The sequence below is a fragment of the Streptomyces sp. NPDC054841 genome, assembly GCF_053611045.1.
Window position 1 is genome coordinate 649 of the sequence record NZ_JBSGZO010000176.1, and the last position, 15,530, is coordinate 16,178.

The 15,530-nt window shown below is 72.4% G+C and carries 13 protein-coding genes; 5 read left to right on the forward strand and 8 right to left on the reverse strand.

Features of this window, described 5'->3' with window-relative positions; translation table 11 throughout:
* Window positions 1–319: 319 nt before the first annotated feature.
* Both ACWGI8_RS22810 and ACWGI8_RS22815 read right to left on the reverse strand, forming a co-directional pair.
* A complete protein-coding gene (locus tag ACWGI8_RS22810) occupies window positions 320–1,120 on the reverse strand; it encodes an inositol monophosphatase family protein (RefSeq protein WP_453663455.1) in 801 nt (266 codons plus the stop codon).
* 20 nt (window positions 1,121–1,140) lie between these two features.
* Window positions 1,141–2,268, reverse strand: a complete 1,128-nt coding sequence (locus ACWGI8_RS22815; protein WP_453663456.1) for a ferrochelatase — start codon at window positions 2,266–2,268, stop codon at window positions 1,141–1,143.
* 108 nt (window positions 2,269–2,376) lie between these two features.
* Here ACWGI8_RS22815 and ACWGI8_RS22820 point away from each other — a divergent pair, with 108 nt between their 5' ends.
* Together ACWGI8_RS22820 and ACWGI8_RS22825 are read left to right on the forward strand one after the other, a co-directional pair.
* On the forward strand, window positions 2,377–3,621 hold the full coding sequence (locus ACWGI8_RS22820) for an MFS transporter (RefSeq protein WP_453663458.1): 1,245 nt from the start codon (window positions 2,377–2,379) through the stop codon (window positions 3,619–3,621).
* A complete protein-coding gene (locus ACWGI8_RS22825; protein ID WP_453663460.1) occupies window positions 3,578–4,900 on the forward strand; it encodes a D-arabinono-1,4-lactone oxidase in 1,323 nt (440 codons plus the stop codon). The genes ACWGI8_RS22820 and ACWGI8_RS22825 overlap by 44 nt, the downstream gene beginning before the upstream one ends.
* Before the next feature lie 15 nt (window positions 4,901–4,915).
* Here the strand turns inward: ACWGI8_RS22825 and ACWGI8_RS22830 are convergent, their stop codons facing one another.
* Window positions 4,916–5,782, reverse strand: a complete 867-nt coding sequence (locus ACWGI8_RS22830) for a hypothetical protein (RefSeq protein WP_453663462.1) — start codon at window positions 5,780–5,782, stop codon at window positions 4,916–4,918.
* Between the two features lie 467 nt (window positions 5,783–6,249).
* Here ACWGI8_RS22830 and sepH point away from each other — a divergent pair, with 467 nt between their 5' ends.
* On the forward strand, window positions 6,250–7,293 hold the full coding sequence (gene sepH, locus ACWGI8_RS22835) for a septation protein SepH (RefSeq protein WP_453663464.1): 1,044 nt from the start codon (window positions 6,250–6,252) through the stop codon (window positions 7,291–7,293).
* 277 nt (window positions 7,294–7,570) lie between these two features.
* Here sepH and ACWGI8_RS22840 read toward each other — a convergent pair whose 3' ends face one another.
* Window positions 7,571–8,425: a sulfurtransferase gene (locus ACWGI8_RS22840; protein WP_453663466.1), complete on the reverse strand. Its 855-nt coding sequence runs from the start codon at window positions 8,423–8,425 to the stop codon at window positions 7,571–7,573.
* A 228-nt stretch (window positions 8,426–8,653) separates the two neighbouring features.
* Here ACWGI8_RS22840 and ACWGI8_RS22845 point away from each other — a divergent pair, with 228 nt between their 5' ends.
* On the forward strand, window positions 8,654–9,433 hold the full coding sequence (locus ACWGI8_RS22845; protein ID WP_453663468.1) for a VOC family protein: 780 nt from the start codon (window positions 8,654–8,656) through the stop codon (window positions 9,431–9,433).
* 116 nt (window positions 9,434–9,549) lie between these two features.
* Here the strand turns inward: ACWGI8_RS22845 and ACWGI8_RS22850 are convergent, their stop codons facing one another.
* The 4 genes from ACWGI8_RS22850 to ACWGI8_RS22865 are packed head-to-tail and all read right to left on the reverse strand — an operon-like array spanning window position 9,550 to window position 15,030.
* Window positions 9,550–10,200, reverse strand: a complete 651-nt coding sequence (locus tag ACWGI8_RS22850; protein ID WP_453663470.1) for a thymidine kinase — start codon at window positions 10,198–10,200, stop codon at window positions 9,550–9,552.
* Window positions 10,201–10,243: 43 nt separating this feature from the next.
* Window positions 10,244–11,434, reverse strand: coding sequence for an alkaline phosphatase family protein (locus ACWGI8_RS22855; protein ID WP_453663472.1), 1,191 nt, complete (start codon window positions 11,432–11,434; stop codon window positions 10,244–10,246).
* On the reverse strand, window positions 11,434–12,027 hold the full coding sequence (locus ACWGI8_RS22860; protein ID WP_453663474.1) for a DUF5998 family protein: 594 nt from the start codon (window positions 12,025–12,027) through the stop codon (window positions 11,434–11,436). The genes ACWGI8_RS22855 and ACWGI8_RS22860 overlap by 1 nt, the downstream gene beginning before the upstream one ends.
* Before the next feature lie 48 nt (window positions 12,028–12,075).
* Window positions 12,076–15,030 carry a bifunctional acetate--CoA ligase family protein/GNAT family N-acetyltransferase gene (locus tag ACWGI8_RS22865; protein WP_453663476.1) on the reverse strand — a complete coding sequence of 985 codons (2,955 nt, stop codon included), beginning with the start codon at window positions 15,028–15,030 and terminating at the stop codon, window positions 12,076–12,078.
* A 175-nt stretch (window positions 15,031–15,205) separates the two neighbouring features.
* On the opposite strand from ACWGI8_RS22865, the gene ACWGI8_RS22870 reads away from it, so the two are divergent.
* Complete coding sequence (locus tag ACWGI8_RS22870) at window positions 15,206–15,487, forward strand: HPr family phosphocarrier protein (protein ID WP_453663478.1); 282 nt, start codon at window positions 15,206–15,208, stop codon at window positions 15,485–15,487.
* The last annotated feature ends 43 nt before the right edge of the window (window positions 15,488–15,530 follow it).

Here is a 15,530-nt window from a genome sequence, read left to right on the forward strand (position 1 = left end):
GAAAGGGTGCGGGAACGAGCCCCGAGGGGTGCGGGAAAGCTCCGCCCGCACGCTCCAACCCCAGGAACACCCACCCCCGGCGAAAGGGCCGCCGGCAACGGGCCCGAGGGGTGCAGGAGGACTCCGCCCGCGCCCCCACCCGGGGGAGGGTCAGTCGTGCCAGGCGGAAAGGGTGCGGGAACGAGCCCCGAGGGGTGCGGGAAAGCTCCGCCCGCACGCTCCAACCCCAGGAACACCCACCCCCGGCGAAAGGGCCGCCGGGAACAGACCCGAGGGAGTGCAGGGGGCCTCCGCCCCGCGCCCCCATCCGCGGGGAGGGTCAGTCGTGCCAGGCGCCCAGGTCGTCCAGCAGGCGCTGCAGTGGCTCGAAGACGCCCGGTGAGGCCGCGATGGCCAGGGCGCCGGAGGGCGGCTCGCCGGGGCGGGAGCCGGTGAGGGCGCCGGATTCGCGGGCGATGAGGTCGCCGGCCGCGAGGTCCCAGGGGTTGAGGCCGCGCTCGTAGTAGCCGTCGAGCCGGCCCGCGGCGACGTCACAGAGGTCGACCGCCGCGGAGCCGCCGCGCCGGATGTCACGCAGGCGCGGGATCAGCTGCTGGGCGATGTCCGCCTGGTGGCTGCGTACGGCGTGGACGTAGTTGAAGCCGGTCGAGACCAGCGCCTGGTCGAGTGGCGGCGCGGGCCGGCACCGCAACCGCCGGTCCCCGCAGAACGCACCGCCCCCGAGCACCGCGTGGGAGGTCTCTCCCCGCATCGGCGCCTCGACGACCCCGACGACCGTCTCGCCGTCCCGCTCGGCCGCGATGGACACCGCCCACGTCGGCAGCCCGTACAGGTAGTTCACCGTGCCGTCGAGCGGGTCGATCACCCAGCGGACACCGCTGCTGCCCTCCGTCGAAGCGCCCTCCTCACCGAGGAAGCCGTCGTCCGGCCGGCGTTCGGCGAGGAAACCGGTGATCAGCTTCTCGGCGGCGATGTCCATCTCTGTGACGACGTCGATCGGACTGGACTTGGTCGCGGCGACCGCCAGGTCGTCCGGCCTGCCGTCGCGCAGCAGCGCTCCGGCCCTGCGACCGGCCTCCAGGGCCAGCGACAGCAGTTCACCGAGCAGGGGATCGGTCACGTAGGGCTCCCTCGTAGGACTCACGCGTACGGACTGTCGGCGCCGGCCGCCGCCGGCCGCTCCGACCGTGCGGGACAGCACCCGATCGGGCACAGGTCGTGCGACGGTCCGAGCGCGCCCAGCGCGCACCGCTCCACCACTCTCCCCCGCTCGGTCGCCGCACGCTCCACGACCAGGTCACGGACGGCGGCCGCGAAGCGCGGATCCGCGCCCACCGTCGCCGCGCGCCGCACCGGCAGCCCCAGCTCGGCGGCCTTGGCGGTGGCCTCGGTGTCCAGGTCGTACAGGACCTCCATGTGGTCCGAGACGAACCCGATCGGCACCATCACCACCGCCGGCGCCCCCGCTCCGTGCAGTTCCTCGAGGTGGTCGCAGATGTCCGGCTCGAGCCAGGGGATGTGCGGGGCGCCGCTGCGCGACTGGTAGACGAGCTGCCAGGGGTACTCGGTCCCCGTCTCCTCGCGCACGGCGTCGACGATCACCCGCGCCACGTCGAGGTGCTGCTTCACGTACGCCCCGCCCCCGCCGTGTTCCCAGAGCGGCCCCGACGCGTCCGCCGCGGCCTCCGGGACGGAGTGCGTCGTGAAGGCGAGATGAGCCCCGGCGCGTACGTCCTCGGGGAGATCGCCGAGCGAGGCGAGCACCCCCTCGACCATGGGGCCGATGAACCCCGGGTGGTTGAAGTAGTGCCGCAGCTTGTCGACGCGCGGCAGCGGCAGCCCCTCGGCCTCCAGGGCCGAGAGCGCGTCCGCGAGATTCTCCCGGTACTGCCGGCAGCCCGAGTACGAGGCGTACGCACTGGTCGCGAGGATCGCGATGCGCCTGCGCCCGTCCAGCACCATCTCCCGCAGTGTGTCGGTCAGATACGGCGCCCAGTTGCGGTTGCCCCAGTAGACCGGCAGGTCGAGGCCCGCGTCCGTGAAGTCCTTGCGGAGGGCGTCGAGCAGCGCCCGGTTCTGGTCGTTGATCGGGCTGACCCCGCCGAACAGGAAGTAGTGCTGACCCACCTCCTTGAGGCGTTCCTTCGGGATGCCGCGGCCGCGCGTCACGTTCTCCAGGAACGGGACCACGTCGTCCGGGCCCTCGGGGCCACCGAAGGAGAGCAGCAGCAGGGCGTCGTAGGGGGCGGGATCGAGCTGTTCGGACATGGTCCCGATCCTGCCACCCCCTTCTGACAGCGGGGAAACCGCGCTGGAGTAAGGGTTACCTAACCCGTAAGCTGTACCGGCCATCCACATTCCTTACGGAGCGCCGCCTTGCCCAGTCCCTACCGCGCGATATTCGCCGCCCCCGGCACCCTGGCGTTTTCCGCCGCCGGCTTCTTCGGCCGGATGCCCCTGTCCATGATGGGCGTCGGCATCGTGACCATGGTTTCCCAGCTGACGGGGCGCTACGGTCTGGCGGGCTCGCTCTCCGCGACGCTCGCGCTGTCGGCGGCCGTGCTGGGCCCGCAGGTCTCGCGGCTGGTCGACCGGCACGGTCAGCGCCGGGTGCTGCGCCCCGCCATGCTGATCTCGGTGGCGGCGGTGGCGGGCCTTCTCGTCTGCGCCCAGCAGGACGCGCCCAGTTGGACGCTCTTCGCCTTCACCGCCTGCGCCGGCTGCATCCCGGCCGTCGGTGCGATGACCAGGGCCCGCTGGGCGGAGATCTACCACGGCTCGCCGCGCGAGCTGCACACGGCGTACGCGTTCGAGTCGATCGCCGACGAGGTGTGCTTCATCTTCGGGCCGATCATCTCCATCGGTCTCTCCACGATCTGGTTCCCGGAGGCGGGTCCGCTGCTCGCCACCGCCTTCCTCGTCATCGGTGTCCTCTGGCTGACGGCGCAGCGCGCAACCGAGCCGGTGCCGCACCCGCGCGGGGAGCATTCCGGCGGATCCGCGCTGCGCTCCCCCGGTCTGCAGGTGCTGGTGGCCACGTTCGTCGCGACGGGCGCGATCTTCGGCTCGGTGGACGTGGTGACGGTGGCCTTCGCCGAGGAGCGGGGCAACAAGGCCGCGGCGAGCCTGGTTCTCGCGGTGTACGCGCTGGGCTCCTGCCTGGCCGGAGCGGTCTTCGGACTGCTCCACCTCAAGGGCGAACCGTCCCGCAGGTGGGTGCTGGGTGTCTGCGCGATGGCGGTGAGTATGATCCCCCTCCAACTGGCCGGGAACCTGACGATCCTGGCCGTGGCGCTCTTTGTCGCGGGCCTGGCCATCGCACCGACGATGGTGACCACCATGGCCCTCGTCGAAGCGCACGTACCGCGCACCAAACTGACCGAGGGCATGACCTGGACGGGTACCGGGCTCGCGGTCGGTGTGGCGCTCGGCTTGTCGGCCTCAGGATGGATGGTGGACGAGTACGGGGCCGGTGCGGCGTACGCGGTGCCCGCCGTGGCGGGAGCGCTCGCGGTCATGGTCGCGTTCCTGGGGTACCGCCGGCTGCGCAGGCCGGTGCCGACGCGGGAGGGGCAGGATGACGAGCACATCCAGGACCAGTACGGGGAACGCGTGGCGTAACTGGGCGGGTACGGTGACCGCCCGCCCGGTGCGGGAGGTCACGCCCGCCACGGCCGACGAGTTGGCCGCCGCTGTGCGCCGGGCGGCCGAGGACGGCTTGCGGGTGAAGACGGTCGGCACGGGCCACTCGTTCACCGCGATCGCCGCGACCGACGGCGTACTGATCCGGCCGGATCTGCTCACCGGTATCCGGGAGATCGACCGTACGGCGATGACGGTGACCGTGGAGGCGGGCACGCCCCTGAAGCGGCTGAACGCCGCCCTCGCACGTGAGGATCTGTCCCTCACGAACATGGGCGACATCATGGAGCAGACGGTCGCGGGTGCGACCAGTACCGGGACGCACGGCACCGGCCGCGATTCGGCCTCGATCGCCGCGCAGATCAGGGGCCTTGAGCTGATCACGGCGGACGGTTCGGTGCTGCACTGCTCCGAGAAGGAGAATCCGGAGATCTTCGCGGCGGCCCGGATCGGCCTCGGTGCACTGGGCGTGGTCAGCGCGATCACTTTCGCCGTGGAGCCGCTGTTCCTGCTGACGGCCCGCGAGGAGCCGATGCCCTTCGACCGGGTCACGGCCGAGTTCGACGAGCTGCACGCGGAGAACGAGCACTTCGAGTTCTACTGGTTCCCTCACACGGGCAACTGCAACACCAAGCGCAACAACCGCAGCGCCGGTCCGGTCGCCCCGCCCGGAGCGGTCAGCGGCTGGATCGAGGACGAGCTGCTCTCCAACGGCCTCTTCCAGGTGGTCAATTCACTGGGCCGGGCGGTGCCGGCCACGATTCCGGCGATCGCGAAGCTCTCCAGCCGCGCCCTGTCTGCCCGTACGTACACGGACATTCCCTACAAGGTCTTCACAAGTCCCCGCCGAGTGCGGTTCGTCGAGATGGAATACGCGCTTCCGCGGGAGGCCGCGGTCGAGGCGCTGCGCGAGGTGAAGGCGATGATCGAACGCTCGCCGCTGCGGATCAGCTTCCCGGTGGAGGTACGGACCGCCCCGGCCGACGACATCACGCTGTCCACGGCCTCGGGCCGCGAGAGCGCGTACATCGCCGTGCACATGTACAAGGGCAGTCCGTACCGCTCGTACTTCACCGCGGTGGAGCGGATCATGACCGAACACGGCGGCCGCCCCCACTGGGGGAAGATCCACACGCGCGACGCGGAGTACTTCGAGAGCGCCTATCCGCGATTCGGCGAGTTCACGGCGCTGCGGGACCGACTGGACCCTGAGCGGGTGTTCGGCAACGACTACCTGCGGCGGGTGCTGGGCGCCTAGGTGTTCTGTCCGGGTCTACGGGACATCCGGACCGTCCGCTCCGGCGGGCGGGGACATGGACGGGGGCGGCGTAGATGTCGGGGCCGGCGCGGGGTCCTGTCCGCCGGAGGACGGAGTCGGGCCGGGGGCCGGCCCGGACGCGCCCGAGCCGTCGTCCTGGCCGTTGCCGCCCGTCGCCGAACCGCTGCCCGTTCCCGAACCGGTGCTGCCCTCGCCGGTGTCGTTGCCGGTTCCGTCGTGGCGCCCGGGGTTCCCGCCCGGGCTCCGGTCGTCACCGGAGCCGCTGCCCCCCGGCGCGCTCCGCTCGCCGTCCCGGTTCTGCTGCGGGGTGGTGCCCGAAGGGGACTCCTCCGGCGCGGACTTGCCGTCGCCACCGCCGCGTACGGCGGAGCCGACGGTCGTGCCCCTGCCCCCGCCGAGGTCCTGGCCGGAAGCGAGTTCGTATCCGGTGATACCGATCATCGCCACACCGAAGACGACGGCGGCGGCGAGCGCGGACCGCTTCCAGCCGCGGACGCGGGTGCCATGGGTCGTCGCCTCGCCGAACTCCCCGTGCGGGGGATCCTCACGCGCAGAACCGGCAGGCTCCTGGCGGACCTTGGACCGGGGGTGCGTCGCGGCGTCGCGGATCTGTTCGCCGGTTCGCCGGAACAGGTGCTGGAAGACGGAGCCGCCACACGTCGCCACGACACTGACCACACCCGCGCCGATGACCGTTCCGTACACGCCGAGCCGGGAGGCGAGCACCGCCGCCGCGACGGCCGCGAGCGCACTGCCCGCGACCTGCGGAACGCTCAAATCGAGCCGTCGGTCCTTCTGTTGCGCCGCGCTCCGGTCGCGGTCGTCCCGGTCGTGATCCATCTCCAGCCTTCGCTCACCCATCTGTCCCACCGTGCACCAAGAAGGGACATTTGAGCGAATCGAAAGGTTCCATTTCTGGTGATTCTGTGAAGCATGACACCCGTGAATCCGGGGTACGACGACCCAACTCCCGCCCCTCACGACAAGTTCGGCGGCGCGCCGGTCCACCCCGATGGCCCGAATGGAGTACTGTGGCGAGCCCTGGGTTCGGTCTCCCTCATGGGCGTCCGGGCTTACGGGAGGGGGCCGAAAGCGGCACTCGAACCGGCGACGCCGTGGCATCGCACGGTCACCCGCTGCGCTGCGTGACGGAGTACGTCACACTGCGTTGCAAACAGGTAACCGTGCCATAACGGCGATCCAGGGCCCGTGCCCGACACGCCGGGCAACTCGGCAAGGTTGTGGCAGGCTGCACCCGGGCAGGCCACACTCGACTAGCGGAAGCAGCGACGCACGTGACGTCGGCAGGCACCACCCGGGAGGTCCCCATGCCCGAACTGCGTGTCGTGGCCGTCTCCAACGACGGCACACGACTGGTGCTGAAGGCTGCGGACAGTACGGAGTACACGCTTCCGATTGATGAGCGCCTGCGCGCCGCCGTGCGCAACGACCGCGCTCGCCTCGGCCAGATCGAGATCGAGGTGGAGAGCCACCTCCGCCCGCGCGACATCCAGGCACGTATACGGGCCGGTGCCTCCGCCGAGGAGGTCGCTCAGCTCGCTGGAATCCCGGTCGACCGGGTGCGGCGCTTCGAGGGCCCGGTGCTCGCAGAGCGCGCGTTCATGGCGGAGCGGGCCCGCAAGACGCCCGTACGCCGCCCCGGGGAGAACACCGGCCCCCAGCTCGGCGAGGCGGTGCAGGAGCGGCTGCTGCTGCGCGGTGCCGAGAAGGACACCGTGCAGTGGGACTCCTGGCGCCGTGACGACGGCACCTGGGAGGTGCTGCTGGTCTACCGGGTGGCGGGTGAGCCGCACTCGGCGAGCTGGACGTACGACCCGCCGCGGCGGCTCGTCCAGGCCGTCGACGACGAGGCACGATCGCTGATCGGTGAGACCGACGACACGATCACGCAGGAGCCGAGCTTCCCGTTCGTGCCGCGCATCGCCCGGCTGCCGCGGGACCGGCCGCTGGACCGCGCCCTCGACCGTGCCCTGGAGCGGCCCACGCCGGTCCCGGCGCCCGAGCCCGACGAGAGCGAGCGCGACTCCCTGACCAGCCTCCTGGAGGCGGTTCCGAGCTTCCGCGGCGACATGGTGGTCCCGGACCGCCCCGCCCCGGTCGACCCGCCCGCGACCGATCCCGCCGCCCAGGAGCCCGACTCCGAGGAGCCGCCGGCTCCTGCGGCCTCGGCGGGCGCCGGCTCCGCGTACGCGGACGTGCTCATGCCCCGCTCCGTCAGCGGCCACCGCGACCGCCTCACCGGCACCACGGACCGCCAGGCCGAGGCGGACGGCGTCCGCCCGGGCCGCCGGGCTGCGGTGCCGAGCTGGGACGAGATCGTGTTCGGCACGCGGAGGAAGAAGCAGGAGTAGGCGCGCTGCGCCGTGCCGAAGGACTCGTACGGATTCCCGTACGAGCCCTTCCGCGCTGCGCCGCCCAGCCCGCCCCTGCCCGGGTGTGCCGATGTGCGGCTCCGCCGTGTGGGAGGCTCTGCCCCCGAACCCCCGCGCCTCGGTCTCCTGCTGCGCCCTGCGGCATGGGGGATCCCCGGCAGGGCTCGTTCCGAGACCGTCCGGCGCGCGAGGACACGGCCGAAGGCCGTACGGGGGTCCGGGATCTCGGGGGGGGGTTGCCTCCGGATACGGGGCGCTACAGCGGGTCCGGGCCCGTGGCCACCGGGCGGGAGGGGTCTGAGGACCACTCCGACCAGGAGCCCGCGTACAGCGCCGCCGGGACGCCCGCGATCGCCAGCGCCAGCACCTCGTGGGCGCCGGAGACGCCCGAACCGCAGTAGACGCCGACCTCCGGGGCGTCCGTGGCGCCGAGGCGCTTGAAGCGGGCCGCCAGCTCCTCCGCGGGCAGGAAGGTGGTCGCGCCGGCCGTGACGTTCTCGGTGGTCGGCGCGGAGACCGCGCCGGGGATGTGGCCGCCGACCCGGTCGATCGGCTCGACGTCGCCCCGGTAGCGCTCGGCGGCCCGTGCGTCCAGCAGCACCCCCGAGCGGGCCAGGGCCGCCGCACCGTCCGCGTCGAGCAGCGGCAGGGCACCCGGCGCCGGTGTGAAGTCGCCGGGGGCCGGGACGGTGATCTCCGTGGTCACGGGGCCGTCCCAGGCGTCCAGGCCGCCGTCCAGGACCCGCACATCGGCGTGCCCGGTCCAGCGGAGCAGCCACCACGCCCGCGCCGCGGCCCACCCCTGCCCGCCGTCGTACACGACGACCGGCGCGCCGTCCGACACGCCCGCGCGGCGCATCACCGCACCGAACGCCGCCACGTCCGGCAGCGGATGCCGGCCGCCCGCCCCGGGCGGGCCCGCCAGCTCGGAGTCGAGATCGACGTACACGGCGCCGGGGATGTGCCCGGCCGCGTACGCGGCCCGACCGTCGAAGGGAGGAGCGCCGGCCGCCTTGGCCAGGCTCAGCTGCCAGCGGACGTCGAGCAGCACGGGAGGACGCGGTCCGGCCGACTCGCTCGCGAGTTCGGTAGCGGTGATGATGGGGTTCATAAGAGCCATCCTCGCGCAGGGCACGGCGGACCCGTGACAGCAGCGGAACGGATGGGGCATGCCAAAACGGGCATCCTCCCCGTGGGATCCCGGACAATGCGGCGCGGCCGGGGCGCGCCGCACGCCCGGTGGTGCGAGCATCTGCACGGGATGTGCGGCCGTCCCGATCGACGGCCCCCATCCGGTCCCCCCGCACGGCCACGACGATGGTCCGAGGAGAGAGTGACAATGACGACCGAGGCGACTCGGCGCAGACCCGGCACACCCTGCTGGGTGAGCCTGATGGTGCACGGACTGTCCGCGACGCAGGAGTTCTACCGGGCTCTGTTCGGCTGGGACTTCGTCCCGGGCCCACAACAGCTCGGCCCGTACGTCCGCGCACTGATCGGTGGCAAGGAGGTCGCGGGCATCGGCCAGCTCCCGCCGGACCGCCATCTGCCGATCGCCTGGACGACCTACATGGCCTCGGACGACGTCGACGAGACCGCCGAGCTGATCAGGGCCTGCGGCGGCACGGTCGGTGTCGGGCCGCTGGACGTGGCGGACGCGGGCCGGCTCGCCATCGCCTCGGATCCGGAGGGCGCGATCTTCGGCGTCTGGCAGGCCGCGGCGCACACCGGCACCGCTCTGTTCGGCACCCACGGCACACCGGTCTGGAACGAGCTGGTGACCCGGGAGACGTCATCGGTCAGCAAGTTCTACCAGTCGGTCTTCGGATACGACGTCGAGGCGGTCGTCTCCGCCGACTTCGACTACGTGACCCTGCACCTGGACGCCCGCCCGGTGGCGTCTCTCCACGGTGTGGGGCACGGCCTGCCCCGCGACAAGGGCTCGCACTGGATGACGTACTTCGAGGTCGAGGACACCGACGAGGCGGCGGCTCGGGTGGCGGACCTCGGTGGCCATGTCCTGCAGGCACCACGCGAGGGCACGAGCGGCCGGCAGGCGATGGTCGCGGACCCGGAGGGCGCGACCTTCACGATCGTACGGACCGCGAGCGACGAGTGATCACGATCGTACGGACCGCGACGGGCGAGTGACCACGATCGTACGGACCGCGACGGGCGAGTGACCACGATCGCCCGCCCGGTCGGCCGGGCCGCCCTCCACCCGGGCCCGTACGGTCAGCCGGAGGTGACCGGCAGGACGTCCGGGGACAGCGCGCCCGCGTGGGCCGTCGCGCTGGTCGTACGGCGGCGGTGGTGGCGTCGGCACAGCACTTCGTAGCCGATCTCCTCCGCGGGCTGGTTGACGTCCCCCACCACGACCTGGGCGCCCTCGACGACCATCTCCCCGCCGACGGTGCGCGCGTTGTGCGTGGCGCGCGCACCGCACCAGCACAGCGCCTCGACCTGCAGGGCCTCGATCCGGTCGGCCAGCTCGAAGAGTCGCTGGGATCCCGGGAAGAGCTTGGTCCGGAAGTCGGTGGTGATCCCGAAGGCGAAGACGTCCAGTTCGAGGTCGTCCACGATCCGGGCGAGCTGGTCGATCTGCTCGGGCGCCAGGAACTGGGCCTCGTCCACGATCAGGTAGTCCGCCCTGCCGCCCTTGGTCATGTGGTCGACGAGATACGCGTACAGATCCATGCCCTCGACGATCTCGACCGCCTCGGTGACCAGACCCAGCCGCGACGAGAGCTTCCCCTCGCCGGCCCGGTCGTCACGGGTGAAGATCACACCTTGCAGGCCACGAGCCGAACGGTTGTGCTCGATCTGCAGCGCCAAGGTGCTCTTTCCGCAGTCCATCGTTCCGGAGAAGAACACCAGCTCGGACATAGGGATGTGACGGCCTTTCAGTTGTGCGCGACGGGGGCGGGGCTTACGAGCGTACTTCGAGGAGCGGGACGAGCTGCTCGACGGGGGTCATGGAACCGTGCATTCCGACCATCGCGGACTCGTTCGGCTCGTTCACCGAGGCGGTGATCACGACATCGTCGCTCGCCGCGGCGACGACATCGCCGATGCGCCGGTGGACCCGGTCGTCGACCTGGGGCCCGAACCAGCCGGCCGCGATCGCCTCGTCCCGGCTCGCCACCCAGAACCGGTCGCCGAGCACCTCGCGCCAGACGGCGAGCACATCGGCCTCGGCGCCCGGGACGGCGTAGACATGGCGGGCCCGGCCCTCGCCGCCCAGCAGTGCGACACCGGCGCGCAGCTCCCAGTCCTCGTCGAAGTCGATCCGCGAGTCCTCGTCGAAGGGGATGTCGATCATGCCGTGGTCGGCGGTGACGTAGAGGGCGGTACGCGGCGGAAGCTGTTCGGCGAGGCGCTGCACCAGGCGGTCGACGTACATCAACTGGCCGCGCCACGCGTCGGAGTCGACGCCGAAGCGGTGGCCCTTGCCGTCGAGCTCGCTGTAGTACGTGTAGACGAGGGAACGGTCGCCGGCGGCGAGCTGCTCCGCCGCGAAGTCCATCCGTTCCTCGCCGGTGAGCCTGCCGTGGAACGTCCCGCCGCTCAGCGCGATCTTGGTGAGGGGGGTGTCCTGGAAGGCCGGGGACGACACCTGCGCAGTGTGCACACCGGCCTCGTCGGCCAGCTGGAAGACCGTCGGGTACGGCTGCCAGACGCGCGGCGAGGTCCATGGCCTCCAGCGCAGCTGGTTCATCAGCTCGCCGGTCTCCGGGTTGCGGGCGGTATAGCCGGGCAGGCCGTGCGCGCCGGGCGGCAGGCCGGTGCCGAAGGAGGCGAGGGAGGTCGCGGTGGTGGCGGGGAATCCGGCGGTGAGGGGCCGTCCGGTGCCGCCGCACGAGGAGGCGAGGAGCGAGGTGAGGTAGGGCGCGTCGTCGGGGTGTGCCCTGAGCTGCTCCCAGCCCAGGCCGTCGATCAGGAAGACGCAGTTGCGGTCCGCGGGAGTGATCTCCGGGATGGCGGAGTGCAGGCCGGGGACGCCCTGGCCGGCGGCGATCGTCGGCAGCAGATCGGCGAGCGAGGCGGAGCCGTACGCGGGCACGGGCGCCGAGTCGAGGGCGAGCGGGGCGGGGTCCTCGGGCCAGTAGGTCTGGGTCATCAGCGGGTGGTGCCCGTGGCGGCCGTGGCCTCGGAGAGTGCCTGCGCGAAGGCGAGCGTCTGCCGGACCGTCTCCGGGCCGTCGCCGGCCTCGCTGACACGCAGGCTGAGGTCGTCGGCGGTGGAGTTTCCGGTGTAGCCGTGGTCGGCGTCGCAGTTGGGGTCGCCGCAGGCGGCGGGCTCCAGATCGATACGGGAGACCGCGCCCCAGCCGATGGTGAGGACGACCTCGCGGGGCAGGGTGCCCGGGGTGTACGACTCGGGGTTGGCGACGACACGGCTGACGACGACCGACGAGATCCGGCCGAGCTTGACCGACTCGGTGGAGGTCGTCGCGTACGGAGTCGGGGAGCTGCCGTCGGCGGCCTGCTCGTCGGTGTGGCTGACGATGAAGCGGGTGCTGGTCAGGACGAGGACGGTGACATGGCGGCGGACCTCGTTGGCGTCGAACGTGGTCTCCTGATGGACCAGGTACGACGCGATCTGCTCGCCGCCGACAGCGGCCTCCACCGCTTCGGCCACGAGAGCCGGGTAGTAGCCGCTGCGCTCGATCGCCGCGCGCAGCCCCTGGGTCGTCGTACCGGTCTTCGCCATGGGCTCCATCCTACGGCCCTGTCCGGCCGGTCCGGGCCGCTCAGCCGGTCAGTAGCTGGGTAGCCTCCGCGGGCCGAGGTCGGTGCGGGGCGGTGGCGGGGCGAGTCGTACGGAGGCGCTGAGCACCGAGAGGCCGTGCTCGGCGACCACGACCGGTTCGAGACTGACGGCGACCACTTCCGGATGGTCGTCGACCAGCCGGGAGACACGGAGGAGCAGTTCCTCGAGGGCATCGGTGTCGACGGGCGCGGAGCCGCGCCAGCCGAAGAGGAGCGGGGCGGTCCTGACGGACCGGATGAGCTCGGCGGCGTCGCGGTCGGCGGCGGGGACGAGGCGGTGGGCGGTGTCGCCGAGCAGTTCCGTGGCGGGGCCGGCGAGTCCGAAGGACAGCACGGCGCCGACGGCCGGGTCGATGGCGGCGCGGACCACGGTGTCCACACCGCGGGGGACCATCGCCTGCACAACGGGCTGGAGCTCCTCGGACTTTCCGAAGGTCTCGGTCAACTCGGCGTACGCCTGGCGCACTTGGTGCTCATCGGCGAGGTCGAGGCGTACGCCGCCGAGGTCGGCCCGGTGGCGCAGGTGCGGGGCGGTGGTCTTGAGGGCGACGGGGTAGCCGAGCCGGGCTGCGGCGTGGGCGGCCGCGTCGGGGGTGGGCGCGGGCCGTACCGGCTGTACGGAGATCCCGTACCGCCCGAGCAGTTCCCTCGTGTCGTCGTCCGCCAGGGTGACGCCCTGGTCCCCCGGGACCCCGTCGAGCAGCCGCTCGATGAGCGTGGCGGCCCCGCTCTCGTCGATGTCCTCGTACTGCGGCACCTTCCCCGGCTCGGCGGCATCTCGCCGCCACTGTGCGTACCGCACAGCCTCTGCCAGCGCTCGCACGGCACGCTCGGCTGCCGGATATGCCGGAATCCGACGGTCGGCGGCCGGTCCCCCCTCCGGGTGGGTCTCCCCGGGCGCCGTGGCGCCGGCCGGGGACGGGTCCGGCCGCACCGGTGCCGCCGGACCGGGGAGGGGCCCTGGGCCCGCCGGGGGCCGGGCGCTCGGCTGCGGTGCGGGCAAGGGCCCTCGTGCCCGGGCGGCGTGGGTGTCGGCATCGGCTCCCGGGCCGGGGGACGGGCGCGGCGGAGCCGAACTCGTCGCCGCGGAGAGCGCCTCGGCCAGTCCGCCGAGTTCGACGTGGACGACGACGACCGGCTTCGCCGGGGCCGTCGCGGCGGCGGTGCGCAGCGCCGCGGCCAGGACCTCGCCGTCGCCGGATTCCGTGACGCCGTTGTCCCCGACCCAGGGGATCGCGTTGACGACCACCGCGTCGCACGCCTCGTCGCGAAGCGCTGCCACCAGCGCGTCGCAGAAGTCCTGCGGCGTCGCCTCCGTCGTCAGGTCGCGCGGTGGCAGTGGCCGCAGCCCCTCCGTGAGGCAGGCGTCGTACGTCAGCAGGCCGAGCGACTCGGAGTTGCCGAGGATCGCCACCCGCGGGCCGGCGGGCAGCGGCTGCCCGGCCAGCAGCAGCCCCGCGTCGACGAGTTCGGTGACCGTGTCCACCCGGATGACGCCCGCCTGCCGCAGCAGCTCCGCCACCGTCTCATGGGGAATCCGCGTCACCGGCACCGCGTGCCCGGGCGGCGCGCTGCCGCTGTGCCGCGCGCCCTTGACCACCACGACCGGCTTGACCGCCGCCGTACGCCTGGCGAGCCGGGTGAACTTCCGCGGGTTGCCGATCGATTCGAGGTAGAGCAGGACGACGTCGGTGTCCCGGTCCTCGTACCAGTACTGCAGGAAGTCGTTCCCGGAGACGTCGGCACGGTTGCCGGACGAGATGAACGAGGACAGCCCGGCACCGTGCCGGTGCAGCCCGCTGAGGAGCGCTATGCCGATCGCGCCGGACTGGGTGAACAGCCCGATCCGCCCGCGCGCCGGGCTCTCCGGCGCGAGCGACGCGTTCAGCCCGACCGCGTCCGCCGTGTTGATGATCCCGAACGCGTTGGGCCCGATGATCCGCATTCCGTAGGAGCGGGCCTGCCGCACCAGTTCCCGCTGCCGCTCCAGCCCCTGCGCACCGCTCTCCGCGTACCCGGCGGCCAGTACGACCAGGCCCTGCACCCCGTGCTCGCCGCAGTCCGCGACGACCTCCGGCACCCGTTCGGCCGGTACGGCGACGACCGCGAGGTCGACGGGCTCGCCGGTCGCCGCGACGATCTCCGCGACCGAACGGAAGGCGGGCGCGCCGTCCAGCTCGTTCACGTCCGGGACGAGGGCGCGGTTCACGGCGTACGTACGCCCGGTGTACCCGGCACCGAGCAGATTGCGCAGCACCGTACGGCCCACTCCGCCGGGCGCGCGGCCCGCCCCGATCACGGCCACCGACCGGGGCGCGAGCAGCCGCTGCACCGACCGCGCCTCGGCCCGCTGCTCCCGTGCGCGCTGCACCGCGAGCGACTTGGCCGTCGGTTCGAGGTCGAGTGTGAGATGGACGGACCCGCCCTCGAAGCTGTGCTTCTGTGTGTACCCGGCGTCCGTGAAGACCTTGATCATCTTGTTGTTCGCGGGCAGCACCTCCGCCGCGAACCGCCGGATGCCCCGCTCCCGCGCGACCGCCGCGATGTGCTCCAGCAGGGTGGACGCGACACCCCTGCCCTGGTGGGCGTCCTGCACCAGAAAGGCGACCTCGGCCTCGTCGGCGGGCGCCGACGCCGGCATGCCGTCGGCGTTGATGCGGTCGTAACGAACGGTCGCGATGAACTCGCCGCCCACCGTCGCGGCGAGCCCCACCCGGTCCACGTAGTCGTGGTGAGTGAACCGGCGCACGTCCTTCGCCGAGAGCCGCGGGTACGGCGCGAAGAAGCGGTAGTACTTCGACTCGTCCGAGACCTGCTCGTAGAAGCTGACGAGCCGCTCGGCATCCTCGGTGGTGATGGGCCTGATGCGCGCGGTGCCACCGTCACGCAGCACCACGTCGGCTTCCCAGTGGTCGGGGTACGCGTGATCCGACGGGGTCTGCATGGGGCAAGAGTACGACCAGGACACGGGTCGCGAACCCCGATGTGCCGGGGCAGGCTGGGGGCACCCCCGGAGGGCCGGCCGGCTGGCGCACCCGGGCCGAAGGCCGGTCCGAGAGCACTCCGCAACCCATGAGAGACTGGTCTAGACAACCGCTGAGACTTCGAAGGGCAACACCATGGCTGAGCGCCGCGTCAATGTCGGCTGGGCCGAGGGCCTGCACGCCCGCCCCGCCTCCATCTTCGTTCGTGCCGCCACGGCCTCCGGCGTCCCGGTGACGATCGCCAAGGCCGACGGTGCACCGGTCAACGCCGCCTCGATGCTCGCCGTGCTCGGCCTGGGCGCGCAGGGCGGCGAGGAGATCGTGCTCGCCTCGGACGCGGACGGCGCGGACGCCGCCCTGGACCGTCTGGCGAAGCTGGTCGCCGAGGGGCTCGAGGAGCTCCCGGAGACCGTCTGAGCCCCCCTCGAATTCGCGGCGGAGCCGCGGCCCTGAATTATCG

Bases quoted from the DNA above. Each gene is read 5' to 3' on its own strand.
- ACWGI8_RS22815 (WP_453663456.1), bottom strand. From the start codon at position 2,268: ATGTCCGAACAGCTCGATCCCGCCCCCTACGACGCCCTGCTGCTGCTC.
- ACWGI8_RS22825 (WP_453663460.1), top strand. From the start codon at position 3,578: ATGACGAGCACATCCAGGACCAGTACGGGGAACGCGTGGCGTAACTGG.
- ACWGI8_RS22830 (WP_453663462.1), bottom strand. From the start codon at position 5,782: ATGGGTGAGCGAAGGCTGGAGATGGATCACGACCGGGACGACCGCGAC.
- sepH (WP_453663464.1), top strand. From the start codon at position 6,250: ATGCCCGAACTGCGTGTCGTGGCCGTCTCCAACGACGGCACACGACTG.
- ACWGI8_RS22840 (WP_453663466.1), bottom strand. From the start codon at position 8,425: ATGAACCCCATCATCACCGCTACCGAACTCGCGAGCGAGTCGGCCGGA.
- ACWGI8_RS22845 (WP_453663468.1), top strand. From the start codon at position 8,654: ATGACGACCGAGGCGACTCGGCGCAGACCCGGCACACCCTGCTGGGTG.
- ACWGI8_RS22850 (WP_453663470.1), bottom strand. From the start codon at position 10,200: ATGTCCGAGCTGGTGTTCTTCTCCGGAACGATGGACTGCGGAAAGAGC.
- ACWGI8_RS22855 (WP_453663472.1), bottom strand. From the start codon at position 11,434: ATGACCCAGACCTACTGGCCCGAGGACCCCGCCCCGCTCGCCCTCGAC.
- ACWGI8_RS22860 (WP_453663474.1), bottom strand. From the start codon at position 12,027: ATGGCGAAGACCGGTACGACGACCCAGGGGCTGCGCGCGGCGATCGAG.
- ACWGI8_RS22865 (WP_453663476.1), bottom strand. From the start codon at position 15,030: ATGCAGACCCCGTCGGATCACGCGTACCCCGACCACTGGGAAGCCGAC.
- ACWGI8_RS22870 (WP_453663478.1), top strand. From the start codon at position 15,206: ATGGCTGAGCGCCGCGTCAATGTCGGCTGGGCCGAGGGCCTGCACGCC.